This is a genomic window from Wenjunlia tyrosinilytica (genome assembly GCF_014646055.1).
In the GTDB taxonomy this organism is placed as follows: Bacteria; Actinomycetota; Actinomycetes; order Streptomycetales; family Streptomycetaceae; genus Wenjunlia; species Wenjunlia tyrosinilytica.
Genome location: NZ_BMMS01000046.1, coordinates 20,247 through 37,078, shown reverse-complemented (window position 1 = coordinate 37,078; position 16,832 = coordinate 20,247). Strand labels below are relative to the sequence as shown.

Genomic DNA, 16,832 nt, shown 5'->3' with positions numbered 1-16,832 from the left:
GGTCTCGGACTCGGACACGTTCTCACTGGTCATCGATGCATCTTCCACGATCGGGAGTTACACCGAACGATTTACAGTCCCACGGCGAAAAACTGTCGGGCATGACGAGCACGCGCGAGGTCTGGGCCTGGTGGAGACACTTGCAGACCGATGGGGCCAGGATCCTCTCAGGGAAGGCAAACGGATCTGGTGTGAGATAGGTCTGCCCACGCGCCTGAGCCCATCGGTGCCGGCGTGACGGTCCAAGGTGGCACTCGATCGGGACGTCATCATGTCCGTTGGGGGTAATCATGGCGGGTAGCTGGTGGCGGTGGCGGAGAATCGCCTTCAGGGACCCTCTGGACACCAGAGTTTTCGCAGACTTCGCGTCCAGCGAGGGCTGGTGGTATGCGGGCCACGAGAATCACGAGTGGCGTGGTTCCACACTCGTGTGGCACAGCCTTGACGGCGCGATCATCGGATTCTCCCCAGGGGACACCGTTTCTGTGTCATTCGCCGAAGTGAGCGCGGACGAACCGGAGGTGCGTCAGCGTGCGATGGCCGAGGCAGAGGCTATGGTGCTCCGGGAGTTCCGCTGCTTCACCGTCTCAGAGGCTCTCGGTCTGTTGCGGGCGACGAAAGGGGAAGCGAGGGCACTGGTCCTCACGGCCGCTGCCGCGTCAGCCCCGGATCGCTACTGCCCCGAGGTCGCGGATGCCGTGACGTCGGCCCTCTTCGCGCCCGAGCCGCCGGTGCGAGCAGCGGCTCTGCGCGCTGTCATGCTGACTGAGTGGCCCCAGCTCGCAAGACCGCTGGCAGCCCACGCATTAACGGAGGCTGACGACGGCCTCGCCTCCTTCGCGCGGGCTCTGGCAGAACAGGTCTACCACGAGAACGCCTACGCGCATCTCGTTCAGCCGCCGGCTCCAACGCCCCAGGATCTGGACGGCCCTGCGGTGAACGAAGTCTGCCGAGGCGGACCGGGAACCACCGCGGTCCACCAAGAAACCGCACTTGGCCCGACTGCTGGGCGCTGCCGGCGGACGCATTGATTGGAGTCCTTGACGGCATCCGAGCACAACCATTCCCACTTCTGCCGAGCCCGCCGCGCTTGCCGGCGTCAAAGCCGGTCGAGGGCGACCCGGTCGGCGTCGTCGACGGAGCCGGGTCGCCCTCGGTAGCGGACATACCTGCGGTGGTAGTGCGGGCTTGTGGAGGGATCAGCCGCAGGTGCCGCCGTCTGTCCACGAGGCCCACGAGCTCGGGTCGCCGGGCACGGCACCGGTGGAGTACCACGTGGAGGTGTAGGTGTGGCCGTTGTAGGAGACCACGTCTCCCGGCGTGTAGGAGGCGCTGGCGCTCCAGGCCGGTCCGCAGGTGCCTCCGCCGCCGGTGGTCCCGCCGTTCGTGCCGCCCGTCGTGCCGCCCGTGGTCCCGCCGTTCGTGCCGCCGCTGGTGCCGCCTCCTCCTCCACTGCCGGAGTTGCCGACGCTGACGGTGAAGCGGGTGGGGTTCGGGTCGATCGCCGCGCCCGAGACGTCGGGCTGGCCGTCACCGGTCACGTCGTCGTACGGGAAGGCGTAACCGATGGGGGAGTTGGCATGGACGATTCGCGCCCAGTGGTTGGTCGTGGCGTCCTTGTAGGAGTCCGCGGCGGTGGGTCCGTTCGGCTGGTTGGTGAAGGTGAGCAGGGTGCTGCGGTTGAACGCCGCCGCCACCCGTGCGAGCAGTCCCTTCCTGATGTCGGAGTCACCTGGGTTGTTGGCGAAGGGTCCGTGGTCGCAGGTGAAGATGTCCTTCGAGGCGGGCTTGGCGAAGGTGGACCCGTCATTGAAGGTGAGCAGCCCACCGGTGACGCGTCCGGTGTACACGCCGCGGCCGCCTTGCAGGTCCACGCGGAGGTCGGTGCTGCTGTACTTCGTCCAGACCTTGTCGATGTAAGCGTTCCAGTACGAGCGGAAGGGCATCTGATCGGGCTGGCCGAAGTACGGCGCCATCAGATTCTGCGGGGAGATGGCTCGGATCAGCGTGCCTGCGCTGTTCTTGACCACCAACTGGTCCCAGGGCTGCCCGTCCTGCGCCGCCTGGGCGGACAGACCGCTCGCGATCCCGGCGAGTGCCCCTTCCGACATGGGCTGCACGGTGTGCGTCGCGCTCCCCGTCAGCTTGAGGCCGATCGGCAGCGCGGTCACCAAGTCGACGTACGACACGTTGGAGTAGAGCTGCGTGCTGTTGAACGTGAACTCGCAGAAGGACCAGATCTTGTTGTAGTTCGGGTCCGTCGAGGTGGCGAATCCGGGTTCGACGAGAGCCGGTCCAGGGTTGATGAAGAAGTCCAGGGTGTCGTCACGGACGAAGTAGACGCGTGCCCCGTACATCTGCGGCAGTGTCAGCACCTTCGGGCCGGCGCCGGCCGCGTTCAGCGGGATCGCACAGTTCACCCCCAGTGGGGTGTGGGTCTGCGACGGCGACGGGGGGTAGTACTTGCTGCCGTCCGCACGCAGAAGCATCACGCGGTCGGTGCCGACCTCTCTGCCGGTGACGTAGGCATTCACCGTGCCTGGGATGCTGGTGTTCTCCAGGGCGAGCTCGCACGTCGCGGGCCCGGCGGAGGCACGCGAGTTGAGCAGGCCGACCAGCACGGGGGTGGACAGCACAGCCGCACCCGAGGCGGTGAGGAACGCGCGACGGGACACCATCGAAAGACCTCCAAGGCAGTGGGGGAGTCGAGCGATCGCCCACAACCTGAATGTGGCCGACATTCGATGGCGTCACTGTGGTCATGCACATGGATGACGTCAAGACTTTTGGCTGAGAGCGCTTCCAAAATCGTCGTCTCCTACAAGTCTTGGAAGCAAGAAATCCCACTCCATCTGGAGATATGACCATATGCGCTTCAGGGAGAGCATGAAGTTCTCCACTGAGGGGTTTCGGAGTGCAATGACTTCGAGCCGCATCGGCGCCGGTTCGGAGGGAATGGGGCTCGGGCGCGCGGCAGCCGCCGGCACAAGCGACAGCTGGTGGGCGTCTCTTGCCCGGTCCACCCTCGCCCACGCCGCGCTCAGCGGCGGCGATCCGCACCGAGCGCTGGAATCCGTCCGCGCACAGGGGGGAGCCATGTGGCCCGGGTCTACCGCAAGGTCGGCGTTCCGCGCGGCGACGACCACTTCCGGGAACTCGCCGAGGCACTCGACCGGGCGACCGCGGGGCTGCCCGGTCCGGCGATCCTCTCCGACCGGCCCCACCGCCGGGGGAGCCTCGTCCACTACCGCGACGGTGCCTTCGACGAAGTGCCGTACTTCGGCAACGGCGGCGCCCACCGGCTCAGGCTCCGAGCACCCGACGGCACCCTGGTCGAGGACCCGCGCAAACCGTGGTCCTGTCCCCCGTACTGGACGCGGTTCCCGCTGCCTGGAACCGCGGACCCGGCGGCGGGGGAGCCCCGAAGGCGCCGGGGCACGTTCTCCTGCATGACAGGTATGCCGTTCACGGGGCGATCAGGCACTCGGCGCGTGGCGGCGTCTGTCGCGCCGCCGACCGCAAGACGGGTGCGGGTGTCGCCCGTCCCAGGGAGCGCCGGCTGAATCGCGCGGTCCGAGGCGTGTCAGCCGACGGCCAGATCGGGGCGCACCAGGGTTCCCGCCTTCCCGTGGACGATCTCGTATGCCGCATCCAGGGCGCCGATGGCGGCCAGGGCTCCGGTGCGTTCGACGAACCGGGCGGCGGCTTCCGTCTTGGGGCCCATGGAGCCTTCGGGGAAGCCGCCGCGGCGCAGGTCGGCGGGGGTGGCGTCGAGGACGGGCTTCGGGTCGGGGGTGCCGTAGCCGTCGTAGACGCACGGGACGTCGGTGAGGATGAGCAGGAAGTCGGCCTTGAGGTCCTCGGCGAGCAGGGCCGCGGTGAGGTCCTTGTCGACGACCGCTTCCACGCCGGTCAGCGCACCGGTGTCGTTGTCCGCGGTGACGGGGACGCCTCCGCCGCCGGCGCAGACGACCAGCGTGCCGCTGGCCAGAAGCTCGTGGATGGTGTCCGTCTCCAGGATTCGCTCGGGTGTCGGCGAGGGGACGACGCGGCGCCATCCCGTGCCGTCCTCGGCGATGTGCCAGCCGAGCCTGCGGGCGAGCGCCTCGGCGGTCTTGCGGGAGTACACCTGGCCGACGAACTTCGTAGGGCGCCCGAAGGCGGTGTCGTCGGCGTTGACAAGGGTGTGGGTGACCAGTGCGGCGATCCGGCGTCCGGGCAGGGCGTTGTGCAGGGTGCGGGCCAGCAGGGAGCCGATCATGCCCTCGGTCTGGGCGCCGAGCAGGTCCAGCGGATAGGGGGCGGTGAGGGCGGGGTCGGCGGAGCTCTCCATGGCCAGCAGGCCGATCTGGGGGCCGTTGCCGTGGGTGACGACGACCTCGTGTTCCTGGGCGAGGGCGGCGAGTGCGGGCGCCACCCGGTCGATGTTCGCCTCCTGGATATCGGCGTCGGGGCGTTCGCCCCGGTGGAGCAGGGCGTTGCCGCCGAGGGCGATGACGATGCGCATGACTTCAGTCCTCCAGGGTGGCGACGAGCACGGCCTTGATGGTGTGCAGCCGGTTCTCCGCCTGGTCGAAGACGATCGAGGCGGGCGAGGAGAAGACCTCGTCGGTGACCTCGAGTGCGTCCAGCCCGTAGTTGCGCAGCAGCTCCTGGCCGAGGCGTGTGCGGCGGTCGTGGAAGGCGGGCAGGCAGTGCATGAACTTCACATCCGGGTTGCCGGTGGCAGCGAGGGCCTTGGCGTCCACCTGGTAGGGCAGCAGCAGGTCGATGCGCTCTCCCCAGGTCTCGGCGGGTTCGCCCATGGAGACCCAGACGTCGGTGTGCAGGAAGTCCGCTCCTCGTACGGCGGTCTCGGCGTCCTCGCTGAGGGTGATCCGGGCTCCGCTGCGTTCGGCCAGCTCACGGCACGTCGTGACCAGCCCGGGGTCCGGCCACAGCGCCTCGGGCGCGGCGATGCGTACGTCCATGCCGAGCAGGGCGCCCATGGACAGCAGCGAGTTGCCCATGTTGTTGCGGGCGTCGCCGAGGTAGCAGTAGGCGATGTCCGGCAGCGGCTTGGGGCTGTGTTCTCGCATGGTGAGGACGTCGCACAGGCTCTGGGTCGGGTGTGCGGTGTCGGTGAGGCCGTTGTAGACGGGGATGCCGGAGTGGGCCGCGAGGTCGGTGACGAGGGACTGGGCGGAGCCGCGGTACTCGATGGCGTCGAACATGCGGCCGAGAACGCGCGCCGTGTCGGCGATGGATTCCTTGGCGCCGATGTGGGTGTCGCCGGGGCCGAGGTAGGTGGTGTGTGCGCCCTGGTCGGCGGCGGCGACCTCGAAGGCGCAGCGGGTGCGGGTGGAGGTCTTCTCGAAGATCAGTGCGAGGTTCTTGCCGGTGAGGCGGGGCTGTTCGGTGCCGGCGTGCTTGGCCTTCTTGAGGTCGGTGGCGAGATCGAGGAGGTGGTGGATCTCGGGGGCGGTGAAGTCGAGTTCGCTCAGGTAGGAGCGGCCTCGCAGGTCGATGGTCACGATGGTCCCCTTTGCTGGGTTTCAGGCTCGGTCAGACGGCCGGGTCGCGTTCGACGGGGCAGCTCATGCAGCGTGGGCCGCCCCGGCCGCGGCCGAGTTCGGCGCCGGCGATGGTGACGATCTCGATGCCCTGCTTGCGCAGGAAGGTGTTGGTGGTGACGTTGCGCTCGTAGCCGACGACCACGCCGGGGGCGAGGGCGAGGAAGTTGCTGCCGTCGTCCCACTGCTCGCGCTCGGCGTTGCGGATGTCCTGCGGCGCGGACAGCATCCGGACTTTGTCCAGGTCGAGGGCCTGGGCCAGCGCGGTCGCCAGATCCGAGTCGGGGGCGACGTCGAAGCCGGTCTCGCGTTCGCCGCTGGGCGTCAGCGTCCATGAGCGAAGGGAGTCGGCGAGGCCGGGGTAGATGACGAAGGCGTCACGGTCGACCATGGTGAGCACGGTGTCGAGGTGCATATAGGCGCGTGCGGCGGGGAGTTGGACGGCGATCAGCCGGGTCGCCGTACCGCCCGCGAACAGCCGGGCGGCGAGGTTCTCCACGGCCTGCGCGGTGGTGCGCTCGCCCATGCCGACCATGACGGCGCCGTTGCCGAGCACGTGGACGTCGCCGCCCTCCAGGGTGCCCACCGCGCCGTCGAGGATCGGCTGCGGGGCGACGTCGGCGAACATCGGGTGGAAGCGGTAGATGGCCTCGGCGTGCAGGCTCTCGCGTCTGCGGGCGGGCTTGGCCATCGGGTTGACCGACAACCGGTCGTAGATCCAGCAGGAGTTGTCGCGCGGGAAGAGGTGGTTGGGCAGCGGGGCGAGCGCGAAGTCGTCCGGCTGCAGCGCCTTCCAGACCAGGCTGTGCGGGGTGGCGAGCGGCAGGTCGCTCTTGAGGAGGCCGCCGATGAGGTAGCCGGCGAGGGTCTCACTGTCCAGGTCGGCGCACAGCGCGCGCACCGGGTCCATCAGGGCGGGGCCGACGGTGGCCGGGGTGACCACCCGGTCCAGCAGCCAGTCGCGGGCATCGGGGACGTCAAGGGTCTGGGCGAGCAGGTCGGTGAAGTAGTGCACGCGGGCGCCGTGGTCGCGCAGGACCTGGGCGAAGGCGTCGTGCTCCTCGCGGGCCCGCTTGGCCCACAGGATGTCGTCGAAGAGCAGGGCGTCGACGTTGCGCGGGGTGAGGCGGGAGAGTTCGAGTCCGGGCCGGTGCAGGATCACCTGGCGCAGGCGGCCGGCCTCGGAGTCGACGTGGAATGCGGTCATGGTGGTGAAGTCCCTTGTGCGGTGGGGCGGGTGGATCAGTTGTGGTGGCGGCGTCGGGTGATCGACCGGAGGTCGACGACCGGTCCGGTCCGGCTGCGACGGGTGGCGCGCTCGGTGGCGACCTGGGTCTCCGGCGCGCGGGTCGGAGGTTCGGCGGACGGGGCCGGGACGGCGGGCGCCTGCGGGACGACCGCGCACTCCACGGCGGACTCCACGGCGGACGCAGCGGTGGACTGGCCGGCGGCCGTCTCGCCGTACACGCCCTGGCCGTGCTTGAGCCAGACGTAGACCGGCATGCCCAGGAGCAGAACGAACAGGCCGTAGTAGACGGTCTGGTAGCCGCTGCCCTGGATCGACCAGTACGAGAACGCCATCGCCAGAGCCGACACGGTGACGTCTCGGGCCAGGCGGCGGGCGGAGAGCGTCTCGCGGCCGCGGACCAGCAGCCAGTACAGCTGGGCGGCGGCGGAGAACAGGTACGGGATCACCGCGGTGAGCACGCTCAGCAGCACGATCTTCGTGAAGACGTCGTCGAAGCGGGTGTAGCTGAACACGGTGATCAGGGAGGCCAGCACGGTCGAGGCGACGATGCCGAAGGCCGGGACGCCGCCCTCGCCGCGCAGCCTCGCGAACGCGCTCGGGAAGAGGCCGTCGCGGGCGGCCGCGTACGGCATCTCGGCGCACAGCATGGTCCAGCCGTTGAGGGCGCCGATGCCGGAGATGATCGCGGCGACGGCGACGATGTCACCGGCCCAGCTGCCGCCGAAGATGTTGTTCGCGGCGTCGGTGAAGGGCGCGGTGGAGGAGCCGAGCTTGCTGTGCGAGACGGTGCCGAAGACCGCGAGGGTGCCCAGGATGTAGATGACGGCGCAGGCGAGCGTGCCGTAGACGGTGGCGCGCGGCACGTTGCGGCCGGGCTCCCGGACCCGGCCGGCGACCACGGAGGCGGCCTCCAGGCCGAGGTAGCTGAACAGGGCGATGGCCGCGGCGGCCGAGATCGCGCCGAGCGCGGACTGGCCACTGGAGTTGAAGGAGCCGAAGTTGCGGGCGTCGATGAACAGCAGGCCGACGGTGGCCATGAAGACCAGCGGGACGAACTTCAGCACGGTCGTGATCACCTGGAAGGCGCCCATGTTGCGGACTCCGGTGAAGTTGATCGCGGCGGGAATCCACAGCCCGACCAGCGCGAGGAGCACGGACATCCACTTGTGGTGGCCGGTGTTGACGAACACCTCGACGTAGCCGACCCACGCGACCACGATCGCCGCGTTTCCGGCCCAGGCGGTGATCCAGTACGACCACGCGTTGAGGAACCCGGCGAACTCGCCGAAAGCCTCACGGGCGTAGACGTAGGGCCCGCCGCTGGCCGGGGTCCGCTTCGACAGGGACCCGAAGGTCATGGCCAGCGCGAGCGCGCCCAGCGTGACGACGACGAAGGCCACGAGCGAGATCGGCCCGAAGGGGGCGAGGGCGGAGGGCAGGGCGAAGACGCCGGTGCCGATGATGCTGCCGATCACGAGGGCGGACGCGGCGGGGAGGCCGAGTGCCGCCGGGGGAGCCGGTCGTGAACCGCTCCGTGTGGGACTGGACATGACTGCGCTCCTTGATGCGGTTGCCGCGGACCACTGAGATCCGCCTGATCCGAGATCGATCCTCATGCGCCGCCGCACCCGCAGTCAGCGGCCACACGTCCCTCACCAGGCCCGATGGTCCCGGGCAATGGGTGACCGTCCGGCCCTGCCTCGCCCTGTCGGCACCCGAACGCGTCCGACGCGCACCCGTGGGGCGTCCGCCGTTGCAGGGCCGCGGTTCAAGTCCGGGCGGACCGTGGGCCGGTGACCATCGGCCCGGTGACGGCCGTGGCGTCCATGTGCGGCGCACCAGGCCCAGCCGGCTGCCCGACCCCGTCGTAGGAGGCCCGCGATGGCGAGCAGCAGGGACTGCACCTGCCAGGCGTGGGAGTGCAAGGACTGGGTGCGGGCGGTGCGCGTGGTTCTCCTTTTCATGGCTTCGGCTCGCTCTCCCCGCCGCCGACGTCGTCGGCGGCGCTTCCCGTGCCGGACGGTTTGTGCGGAAACAGGCCCGGCGGGGAGCCCTTGCCGTCCCAATTCAGGAGGTTGACCCGGCCGGCCTTGCCGCTGGGCGTGGCCGGTGTGTCGCAGGTCTGCCGCTCGCGCAGGGCGTGGAAGTTCTCCACCGCGATCGGCGCGGCGCCGCCGGAGGTCTCGCCGAAGGGGCCCGAACCGCCCATACCGGGGCCGCCCTCGTGGTCCAGGCTGCATTCGGTGGCCAACTCGTCGAGCTGGTGGGCCTGTTCGGCGTGGGCGGGCGGGATGACGTACCGCTCGTCGTACTTGGCCAGGGCCAGCAGCCGGTACATGTCGTACATCTGCTCCTCGCCCATGCCGACCGCCTTGGGGATGGCGGCGTCGGGCTCGCGGCCGAGGTTGATGTCGCGCATGTACGCGCGCATGGCGGCCAGGCGGTGCAGGACCGCGTCCACCGGGGCCGGGTCGCCGGCGGTGAACAGCTGGGCGAGGTAGTCGACGGGGATGCGCAGGGCGTCGACGGCGGTGAACAGGTTGTGGTGGTCCTCGGCGTCCTCGCCGGTGTCGCGGACGGCGTCGACCACCGGGGACAGCGGCGGGATGTACCAGACCATCGGCATCGTCCGGTATTCCGGGTGCAGAGGCAGGGCCACCTTGTAGGTGTTGATCAGGGCGTGGATCGGTGAGCGTTGGGCGGCCTCGATCCAGTCCCGCGGGATGCCTGCGCGCTCGGCCTCGGCCGTCACCTGCGGGTCGGCCGGGTCGAGGAAGACCTTCCGCTGGGCCTCGTACAGGTCCTTGTCGTCGGGCGTGGAGGCGGCTTCCAGGACCTTGTCGGCGTCGTAGAGGACGAGGCCGATGTAGCGCAGCCGGCCCACGCAGGTCTCGGAGCAGACGGTGGGCAGGCCGACCTCGACGCGGGGGAAGCAGAAGGTGCACTTCTCGGCCTTGCCGGTGCGGTGGTTGAAGTACACCTTCTTGTACGGGCATCCGGTCACGCACATCCGCCAGCCCCGGCAGCGGTCCTGGTCGACCAGGACGATGCCGTCCTCCTCCCTCTTGTAGATGGCGCCGGAGGGGCAGGAGGCCGCGCAGGACGGGTTGAGGCAGTGTTCGCAGATCCGCGGCAGGTAGAACATGAAGGTCTGCTCGAACTCGAACTTGATCTTCTCGGAGACCTCGTTGAGGAGGAGTTCGCCCGTCTCGCCGATCCGCAGCTCGTCGAAGAGGGCGTTCATGTTCAACGGGGGCCGGTAGACGGGCAGTTGCTCGCCGAGCGCGGTCATCCAGTCGTGGTCGAGGTAGAAGTGCTGACGGCCGGTGAGGGTGTGCCAGGGCTTGAGACGCTCGACGTTGACGGTGAACGGGGAGTAGCGGCGCCCGCCGGTCTCCGAACGGGACATTCAGGGGAGGTGATGACCGGCACCGGGGCGGCCTGGGTGTCGGCGAAGGTGATCCGCTTGCCCTCGTGCTCCGCGGCCAGGTCCGCGAGCTGTGTGCCCGTGCGGGCCTCCAGGGCATGGAAACCCTGGGTGGCCAGGTGGCCGTTGGTGGTGCCGGACAGGGCCAGGATCGCCTCGCACAGCGTGGTCGGTGCCCAGGAGGTGCTTGAGGAAGTACTCGTTGCCCTTGGCCGAGGATCCCAGCAGGTTCGCCCGCCACACGTTCAGGACGCGTGGGAAGTTCTCGGGCGCGTCCGGGTCCTCGCCCGCGAACCGCAACCGCCCTGCTTCAGCTCCTCCACCACGTGCTCACCGACCGGGCGGCCCGCGGTGTCGGCCTCGTCCGCCAGGTGAAGGGGTTGCGGTCGAAGCGAGGCCGACCGCGTACGACCCGGAGGCGCCGTACAGCGAGCCCATCACCAGCGGCGGCAGGAAGCCGCCCAGGCCGCCCGCGGCGCCGACCACGCCGGTGACCGAGCCGACCTGGTTCGCCGGGGAGAGCAGGGTCACCAGGGCGAACGTCGCGCCGCTGCCCGCGCCGAGTGCGGCGGCCATGGCCAGGAAGGCGATGGTGCCCACCGGCGCCAGGGACGGGGTGAACGACTGCACGAGCGCCCCGGCCACGACCACGGACAGCGAGCCGGCCAGCACCCGGACGGGGCCGATGCGGTCCGACAGCCAGCCCCCGGTCGGCCGCATCGCCACCGCGAGGAGCACGAAGCCGGCCATCCGGTTCGCGGCATCCGCCTGCGTCAGCCCGTAGCCGGTCTTGAGGTAGGTGGGAAGGTAGACGGAGAACGCCACATACCCGCCGAACGCCACCGCGTACAACGCGGACGCCTGCCAGGTGATGCCCAGCCGGACGGTGGAGGCAAGGCGGCGGGCCAGCGGCTCGGTCGGCACGGTGCGGCCGGGTGCGTCACGCAGTAGCAGTGCGGCGCTCACGGCGTACACGGCCAGCACGGCGGCGGTGATCAGGAACGGTGTCGACATGCTGTGCGCGTCGACCAGCTTCACGGTGCTCAGGGCGCTGATCGCGGTGCCGCCCATGCCGGCGCCGAAGACCCCGATGGCAAGACCCCTCCGCTCTGGCGGGAACCAGGCGTTGACGAGCGGCACGCCGACGGCGAAGGCGGTGCCGCCGATGCCGAGGAAGAACCCGCCGACCAGCAGGGCGGCGAGTGAGGAGTGGCCGGCCAGGCCGAGGTAGAGCACGGGAACGATGGTGGCCGCGGACACGATCGGGAACATCACCCGGCCGCCGTACCGGTCGGTCAGCGTGCCCACCGGGATCCGGCCCAGCGAGCCGACCACCACCGGGACCGCCACCAGCAGCGACTGCTGGAAGGAACTCAGGTCCAGGCTGTCCTTGAAGCGCGGGCCGAGCGGGCTGAGCAGCGCCCACGCCCAGAAGTTCACGGCGAAACCGATCGTGGCCAAGGCCAGCATCAGCCACGCCCGGCCGGCCTCGGGCGCCCCCGACGCCGGTGAGCTGTCGCTCGTCGTGCTCGACGGCTGGTCCATGCTGTCCGTCCTTCTCTCATGCTGGTGCCGCGGCCTTGGGATCGCACGCGAACCCAGGCTCCTCGTCTGCGACCGGCGCTCTTTCAGCCACTGTCCGCATCCGGACGCCCGGGCGCCATGGGCCAAGGGTCCCTTCCGCCGGGCGGAGGGTCCTCGCGCTGGGATCCTGCTGTCGCCCCTCGAACCCCGGACACGGCGCGTGGGCAGTGCGCCGGTGGAGTCCCGCATCGGTATCCGTCCGGACGCATGCCGAGGGCCCAGGGCGGTGATGGGAATGCCGTAGGCGGCGTCCGTGCCCAAGAGGGTGATCCAGGTGCGCGCCTCGGCGCCGCGGGCCGGATGGAGCGTGTTGCGGGCCTCGGCCGCCTGGGTCGGGCGCGGCAGGCGCCGGGTCCGCATGATGCCGGGGACGTCCAAGTCGGCGCTCGGCCCGCGCGGCGGCGGTCGGCAGAGGCGAAGTCAGCGGGTGTGGGCCGGGCCCCCGGTGGTGAGGGGGATGCGCCAGCGCAGGCGGGTGCCGCCCTCGGGGCGGCGGGTCACCTCGAACGTGCCGTCGAGTTTCTCCGCGCGGCGGCGCAGGTTGGTCAGCCCGCTGCTGCGGGTGACGGACGGGTCGATGCCGCGGCCGTTGTCGCTGACCTCCAGGAGCAGTTCGTCTCCGGCGTGGACGGCGACCCGCGCGGCGGAGGCGTGGGCGTGGCGGGCGATGTTGGACAGGGCCTCGCGCAGCGCGGCGAGCAGGTGGGCGGCCATCGCGTCGGGCAGGGCGGCATCCACGGTGCCGTCGAACTCGACCGTGGGGGCGAAGCCGAGCCGGTCCTGTGCGGCGCTGGTCTCGTCGAGGACCTGAGCGCGGAGGCTGGCCGCCTTCTGGGCGGGCTGGTTGAGGTTGGTGATGGTGCCGCGCAACTCCCGGATGGTGGCGTCGAGTTCGCCGATCACCTTGTGGACGCGGGAGGCGGTGTCCGGCTGGGTGATGCGGGCGGTGATGCTCTGCAGTGCGAGGCCGGCGCCGAAGACCCGCTGGATGACCATGTCGTGCAGGTCGCGGGCGATGCGGTCGCGCTCGGCCATCACCTCGCGGTCGGCACGCGCGGCGGCCAGCTCGGCCTGCGCGGCGAGCTGGTGGGTGATGTCCCGCGCGGCCGTGGAGAAGCCGATCAGGTCGCCGTCGGCGTCGCGCATCGGGGAGACGGTCACGGCCACGTCGACTTCCGTGCCGTCGGTGCGCAGCCAGCGGCTCTGGTAGGAGTCGGCGTGCCCGTGGGAGCGGATCTGCTCCACCACTGCCCGGAAGACGCCGGAGGCCGCCTCGGGCATGAGGGTGTCGACCGGCTGGCCGAGAATGTGCTGCTCGGTGTGGCCGAACAGCCGCTGGGCGCCCGGGTTCCAGGTCTGGACGAGGAGGGCGGGACTCACCGCGATCATGGCGTCGTCGGACGAGGCCACGATGGCCGCGAGCCGGGACTCCGCCGCCCGGAGGGCCTCCAGCTCGGTGTGCAGGGCGATCAGGCCGCGGTTGGTGTCCTCCAGCTCCTGGCTCAGCTCGTCCGCCAGCCGCGCGCGGCGCTCCAGTTCGGCCAGGCGCTCGGCCATGTCGCCCGTGCTGTCAGCGGTCCGGGGAGTGCGTACGTCCCCCATGTCTGACCGCCCTTCGCCTGATGACGGGAACCGGCTCATCATGCCATGTGGGTGACCTGGCGGACCACGAGCACCGTGGCGTCGTCGGTGGGCCGGCCGTACTCGCGGTGGAGTACGGCGGCGATCACCGACGGATGGTGCTCCAGCAGGCGCGGGTGGTCTTCCGGGCTCCAGCCGGAATGGATCCCGTCGGAGACCAGGACGAGCGTCGCCCCGGGCTCCCATGGGCAGTGCTGCAGTCGAGGGGAAGGTACGGGGAGGTGGGTGCCCAGGGTGCCGGGGCGGTCCAGCAGGTGGAAGGACCGGGTGCCGGTGACGGCCCGTCCGGTGACGACCCGTCCGGTGATGTTGCCGACCGCCGCGTACGCGAGCTCGCCGCGGTCGGGGTCGATCAGGCAGGCGCCCAGGACGCCGCCTCGGGTGCCGCGCATCGCCTCGTGGGTGTTCTGGAGGAGCCGGCCGAGGTCGGTGACCTGGGCGTGCTCGAAGCTGGTGATCGCGGCGCGGGCCGCGACGGCGGCGCCCGGGCCGTGGCCGAGGCCGTCGACGACCAAGGCGGCCGTCCGCGGGCCGGGGGCGACGGCCCAGGCGTCCCCAGACTCGCCGTCGCCGCCGAGGGGGATGTTGACGGCGCCGAAACGCCACCCCGCGTGCACGTCCGGGGCGGGGGAGCCGAGCCGGGCGTAGACGACCGTGCCGTTCCGGGTGGAGTACCAGTCGAACTCGGCGGCGTTGCGGCGGACGACGTTCAGCCCTGCCCCGAGCCCGCCCCCGCGGTAGGGGGGCTGCACGGCGGGCGAGCCCGTTGCGTGCGGCGGGGCGAATGCCGCGGCGGTCATGCCGGGGCCGTGGTCGACGGAGACCAGCTCGATCCCGTCGCCGGCCTTCCGGGCCAGCACGTACCCGCCCGGGTGGGCGTGGCGGAGCAGATTGGTGCCCAGTTCGGTGGCGACCAGCTCGGCCACGCCCTCGCGCAGCGCGTGCTGTCCGGCGGCCAGTCTGGCCACGGCCCGGCGCAGGGCGCCGACGTCCTCCTCGACCCCGATCGCATGGCGGCGGTGTTCACCCTCGCTCAGCGCCGCCACCCCCTCTTCACCGCGCCGTCACCGCTGCCACTTCACGATCACCACGGTCGTGCCCGACCCGGCGGCGGAGGTGAGGGTCATGTCGTCCACCAGCCGCCGCGCCCCGGGCAGGCCCAGCCCGAGGCTGCCCCGGGTGGAGAAGCCGTCGGTCAGCGCCGCCGCGATGTCGGCGATGCCGGGGCCGTCGTCGGCGAACGTGGCCCGCACCCCCCGTCGGCCCTGCCGGCAGACCTGTTCGACGCTGATGCGGCCACGGTGGCCGGTGGCGTAGTAGAGGATGTTGCGGGCCAGTTCGCTGCCCGCCGTGATCAGCTTCGTCGCGTCCACGAGGTTGAGCCGCACCGACTCGGCCTCGGAACGCAGCACCTTGCGCACCCGTATCAGGTCGGATTCGTCGACGATGTCGAAGACGGACGGTTGCCGGGCTGTCGCGGCACCGGTGGTCACGGCCGGTCCGTGCCGGTGTCGTTGCGGCGCAGCCGCTCCAGCAGGGCCAGGCCCTGCTCGGCGTTGAGCGCGGTGTCCAAGTGCCCCATCTGCACGCCGAGTTCCACCAGGGTGATGGCGACGGCCGGCTGGATCCCGACCACGGCCGCCTGCGCCCCCAGCAGCCGGACCATGGCCACGATCCGGGCCAGGACGCGGGCGATGAACGAGTCGACCACGCTGAGCCGGCTGACGTCGATCAGCATCCCCGACGCGCCGGTGCGGGCGACCTCCCGGGTGAGCTGCTCCTCGATCTGGATCACCGTGGTGTCGTCCAGGTCGCCCTGCAGCGCCACCAGCAGCGTGTCACCGATCTTCATGACCGCAACCACGTCGTCGGTCACCGCGAGTCCCCCGACATCAGAGGCCGGGCGGCGGTGGCCGCGGTCCCGGCGCGCTCGGCGAGCACCGCCAAGGCGAGCTGCAGCGCCTCCTGCAGGGTGTTGCGGGAGCGCAGGCGCCCCATGTCGATGCCCAGATGGACCATGGACTGGGCGGTCTCCGGCCGTACCCCGCTCATGATGCTCACCGTCCCCATCAGCGCGGCGGCCTGGACCGTCTTCAGCAGGTGCTGGGCGACCTGGGTGTCGATGGTGGGCACACCGCTGATGTCCAGGATGGCGACCTCGGCCTGGGTCCGGGCGATCTTCTCCAGAAGGCCCTCGGTCAGCCGGGTCGCCCGCAGCGTGTCCAGGGTGCCGATGATGGGCAGCGCGAGCACCTTGTCCCACACCTGGATGACCGGTGTGGACAGTTCCAGGATCTCGTCACGCTGCCGCAGCAGCCGCTGTTCGGTCTCCCGGCGCTCGGTGACGTCCCGGATCGCCGCGGCCACCAGCGTGCCGTCGACCGTTTCCAGGGGGCTCAGGCTGATCTCGACGGGGAACTCGGTGCCGTCCCGGCGCATCCCGGACAGCTCCAGCCCCGCTCCCATCGGCCGCAGCCGGGGGTCGGCGAGGAAGCCGGAGCGGTGGCCGACGTGGCGGTCGCGGAACCGCGGCGGCACCAGGACCTCGATCTCGCGGCCGACCAGTTCGGCGCGTTCGAAGCCGAACAGGGCCTCCGCCTGCCGGTTGACCAGGACGATCCGCGCGTCCTGTCCCACGATGACCATGGCGTCGGGGGCGGATTCCAGCAGGCCGTGGAACAGCGACTCGGCCCGCGCGCTCTCGGTGACGTCTCCGAAGACCTTGACGAAGCCGGTCACCGCGCCGTCCTCGGCACGTACAGGTGTCAGGGTGATGTGGGCGAGGAACCGCTCCCCGCCCTTGCGGACGCGCCAGCCCTGGAACTCCCGCCGTCCGTTCCGGCGGGCCGATTCCAGTTCCTGCTCCATCAGGGCGGCGGTTCGGTCCTCCTCGGTGTGCAGGACCGACACCGACCGCCCGACGGCCTCGCTCTCCCCGTAGCCGGTCGTCGCTTCGGCGCCGCGGCTCCAGCGGACCACCTCGCCGTGCGGCCCCAGCTTGACGATCGCCTGGTCGGTGACCGCGTTGAGCATCGTCTCGAGATCCTGCAGGAGCGCCTGCGGATCCCGGCCGCCTCCCGGTGGCGTCGTCATGCCCGGCCCCGCCCTTCGTTTTGTCCATCCCCAAGCCGGGAACCGTGGCTGGTGGCGCCCGTGATCCCCGGCTCGGTCGATGCTACCCGGCCTCAGCACAGGAGATCGGTCCGCCCGGAACACCGCACGGATCAGGGCCGCACACCGCAGACGAGGATGGTCCGGTTGATTCCGTCGGCCTCGGGTGCGGGAGGCCGCACTCGTCGGTCGGCGTCCCGACCGTGCGTCACATAGGCGATGACGCCGAGGATGTTCCCGAACGCGCGGACCAGCATCCGGGCCGGGG

The 16,832-nt window shown here is 70.8% G+C and carries 13 protein-coding genes and 3 pseudogenes; 1 reads left to right on the top strand and 15 read right to left on the bottom strand.

Going from position 1 to position 16,832, the window contains the following annotated elements:
• Positions 1–1,199 precede the first annotated feature (1,199 nt).
• Together IEY86_RS38325 and IEY86_RS32660 are read right to left on the bottom strand one after the other, a co-directional pair.
• A pseudogene (locus tag IEY86_RS38325) lies at positions 1,200–1,334 on the bottom strand (carbohydrate-binding protein); the annotation flags it as partial.
• A gap of 126 nt (positions 1,335–1,460) precedes the next feature.
• Positions 1,461–2,678: pseudogene (locus IEY86_RS32660) on the bottom strand (glycoside hydrolase family 64 protein); the annotation flags it as partial.
• Positions 2,679–3,098: 420 nt separating this feature from the next.
• Here IEY86_RS32660 and IEY86_RS32655 point away from each other — a divergent pair.
• The gene (locus tag IEY86_RS32655) at positions 3,099–3,563 is read left to right on the top strand and encodes a class III lanthionine synthetase LanKC N-terminal domain-containing protein (RefSeq protein WP_189135527.1); all 465 of its coding nucleotides are present in this window, start codon (positions 3,099–3,101) and stop codon (positions 3,561–3,563) included.
• 20 nt (positions 3,564–3,583) lie between these two features.
• Here IEY86_RS32655 and IEY86_RS32650 read toward each other — a convergent pair whose 3' ends face one another.
• The 13 genes and pseudogenes from IEY86_RS32650 to IEY86_RS32590 form a co-directional block, all read right to left on the bottom strand.
• Complete coding sequence (locus tag IEY86_RS32650) at positions 3,584–4,507, bottom strand: carbamate kinase (protein ID WP_189135526.1); 924 nt, start codon at positions 4,505–4,507, stop codon at positions 3,584–3,586.
• A gap of 4 nt (positions 4,508–4,511) precedes the next feature.
• Positions 4,512–5,513, bottom strand: a complete 1,002-nt coding sequence (argF, locus tag IEY86_RS32645; protein WP_189135525.1) for an ornithine carbamoyltransferase — start codon at positions 5,511–5,513, stop codon at positions 4,512–4,514.
• A gap of 31 nt (positions 5,514–5,544) precedes the next feature.
• Positions 5,545–6,759 (bottom strand): arginine deiminase, encoded by a 1,215-nt coding sequence (locus IEY86_RS32640; RefSeq protein WP_189135524.1) that lies wholly within the window; start codon positions 6,757–6,759, stop codon positions 5,545–5,547.
• Between the two features lie 35 nt (positions 6,760–6,794).
• Complete coding sequence (locus IEY86_RS32635) at positions 6,795–8,351, bottom strand: amino acid permease (RefSeq protein ID WP_265806032.1); 1,557 nt, start codon at positions 8,349–8,351, stop codon at positions 6,795–6,797.
• Positions 8,352–8,761: 410 nt separating this feature from the next.
• Positions 8,762–10,210 (bottom strand): 4Fe-4S dicluster domain-containing protein, encoded by a 1,449-nt coding sequence (locus IEY86_RS32630; protein WP_229698971.1) that lies wholly within the window; start codon positions 10,208–10,210, stop codon positions 8,762–8,764.
• Between the two features lie 59 nt (positions 10,211–10,269).
• A pseudogene (locus tag IEY86_RS38640) lies at positions 10,270–10,347 on the bottom strand (hypothetical protein); the annotation flags it as partial.
• 211 nt (positions 10,348–10,558) lie between these two features.
• Entirely contained in the window at positions 10,559–11,773 is a 1,215-nt protein-coding gene (locus IEY86_RS32620; protein ID WP_189135523.1) for a nitrate/nitrite transporter, read from the bottom strand.
• Positions 11,774–12,232: 459 nt separating this feature from the next.
• Positions 12,233–13,414, bottom strand: a complete 1,182-nt coding sequence (locus IEY86_RS32615) for a PAS domain-containing sensor histidine kinase (protein WP_189135522.1) — start codon at positions 13,412–13,414, stop codon at positions 12,233–12,235.
• A gap of 38 nt (positions 13,415–13,452) precedes the next feature.
• Positions 13,453–14,499 (bottom strand): SpoIIE family protein phosphatase, encoded by a 1,047-nt coding sequence (locus IEY86_RS32610; protein ID WP_189135521.1) that lies wholly within the window; start codon positions 14,497–14,499, stop codon positions 13,453–13,455.
• An 18-nt stretch (positions 14,500–14,517) separates the two neighbouring features.
• The gene (locus IEY86_RS32605) at positions 14,518–14,946 is read right to left on the bottom strand and encodes an ATP-binding protein (RefSeq protein ID WP_189135520.1); all 429 of its coding nucleotides are present in this window, start codon (positions 14,944–14,946) and stop codon (positions 14,518–14,520) included.
• Positions 14,943–15,305: an STAS domain-containing protein gene (locus IEY86_RS32600; RefSeq protein WP_189135530.1), complete on the bottom strand. Its 363-nt coding sequence runs from the start codon at positions 15,303–15,305 to the stop codon at positions 14,943–14,945. The genes IEY86_RS32605 and IEY86_RS32600 overlap by 4 nt, the downstream gene beginning before the upstream one ends.
• A 20-nt stretch (positions 15,306–15,325) precedes the next feature.
• Complete coding sequence (locus IEY86_RS32595; RefSeq protein ID WP_189135519.1) at positions 15,326–16,546, bottom strand: PAS domain S-box protein; 1,221 nt, start codon at positions 16,544–16,546, stop codon at positions 15,326–15,328.
• A 131-nt stretch (positions 16,547–16,677) separates the two neighbouring features.
• Positions 16,678–16,821 (bottom strand): hypothetical protein, encoded by a 144-nt coding sequence (locus IEY86_RS32590; protein WP_189135518.1) that lies wholly within the window; start codon positions 16,819–16,821, stop codon positions 16,678–16,680.
• Positions 16,822–16,832: the final 11 nt, after the last annotated feature.

Excerpts from the sequence above, each read along its gene's own strand:
- IEY86_RS32650 (WP_189135526.1), bottom strand. The coding sequence starts at position 4,507 with ATGCGCATCGTCATCGCCCTCGGCGGCAACGCCCTGCTCCACCGGGGC.
- IEY86_RS32640 (WP_189135524.1), bottom strand. The coding sequence starts at position 6,759 with ATGACCGCATTCCACGTCGACTCCGAGGCCGGCCGCCTGCGCCAGGTG.
- IEY86_RS32635 (WP_265806032.1), bottom strand. The coding sequence starts at position 8,351 with ATGTCCAGTCCCACACGGAGCGGTTCACGACCGGCTCCCCCGGCGGCA.
- IEY86_RS32630 (WP_229698971.1), bottom strand. The coding sequence starts at position 10,210 with ATGTCCCGTTCGGAGACCGGCGGGCGCCGCTACTCCCCGTTCACCGTC.
- IEY86_RS32620 (WP_189135523.1), bottom strand. The coding sequence starts at position 11,773 with ATGGACCAGCCGTCGAGCACGACGAGCGACAGCTCACCGGCGTCGGGG.
- IEY86_RS32615 (WP_189135522.1), bottom strand. The coding sequence starts at position 13,414 with ATGGGGGACGTACGCACTCCCCGGACCGCTGACAGCACGGGCGACATG.
- IEY86_RS32600 (WP_189135530.1), bottom strand. The coding sequence starts at position 15,305 with ATGAAGATCGGTGACACGCTGCTGGTGGCGCTGCAGGGCGACCTGGAC.
- IEY86_RS32595 (WP_189135519.1), bottom strand. The coding sequence starts at position 16,546 with ATGACGACGCCACCGGGAGGCGGCCGGGATCCGCAGGCGCTCCTGCAG.
- IEY86_RS32590 (WP_189135518.1), bottom strand. The coding sequence starts at position 16,821 with ATGCTGGTCCGCGCGTTCGGGAACATCCTCGGCGTCATCGCCTATGTG.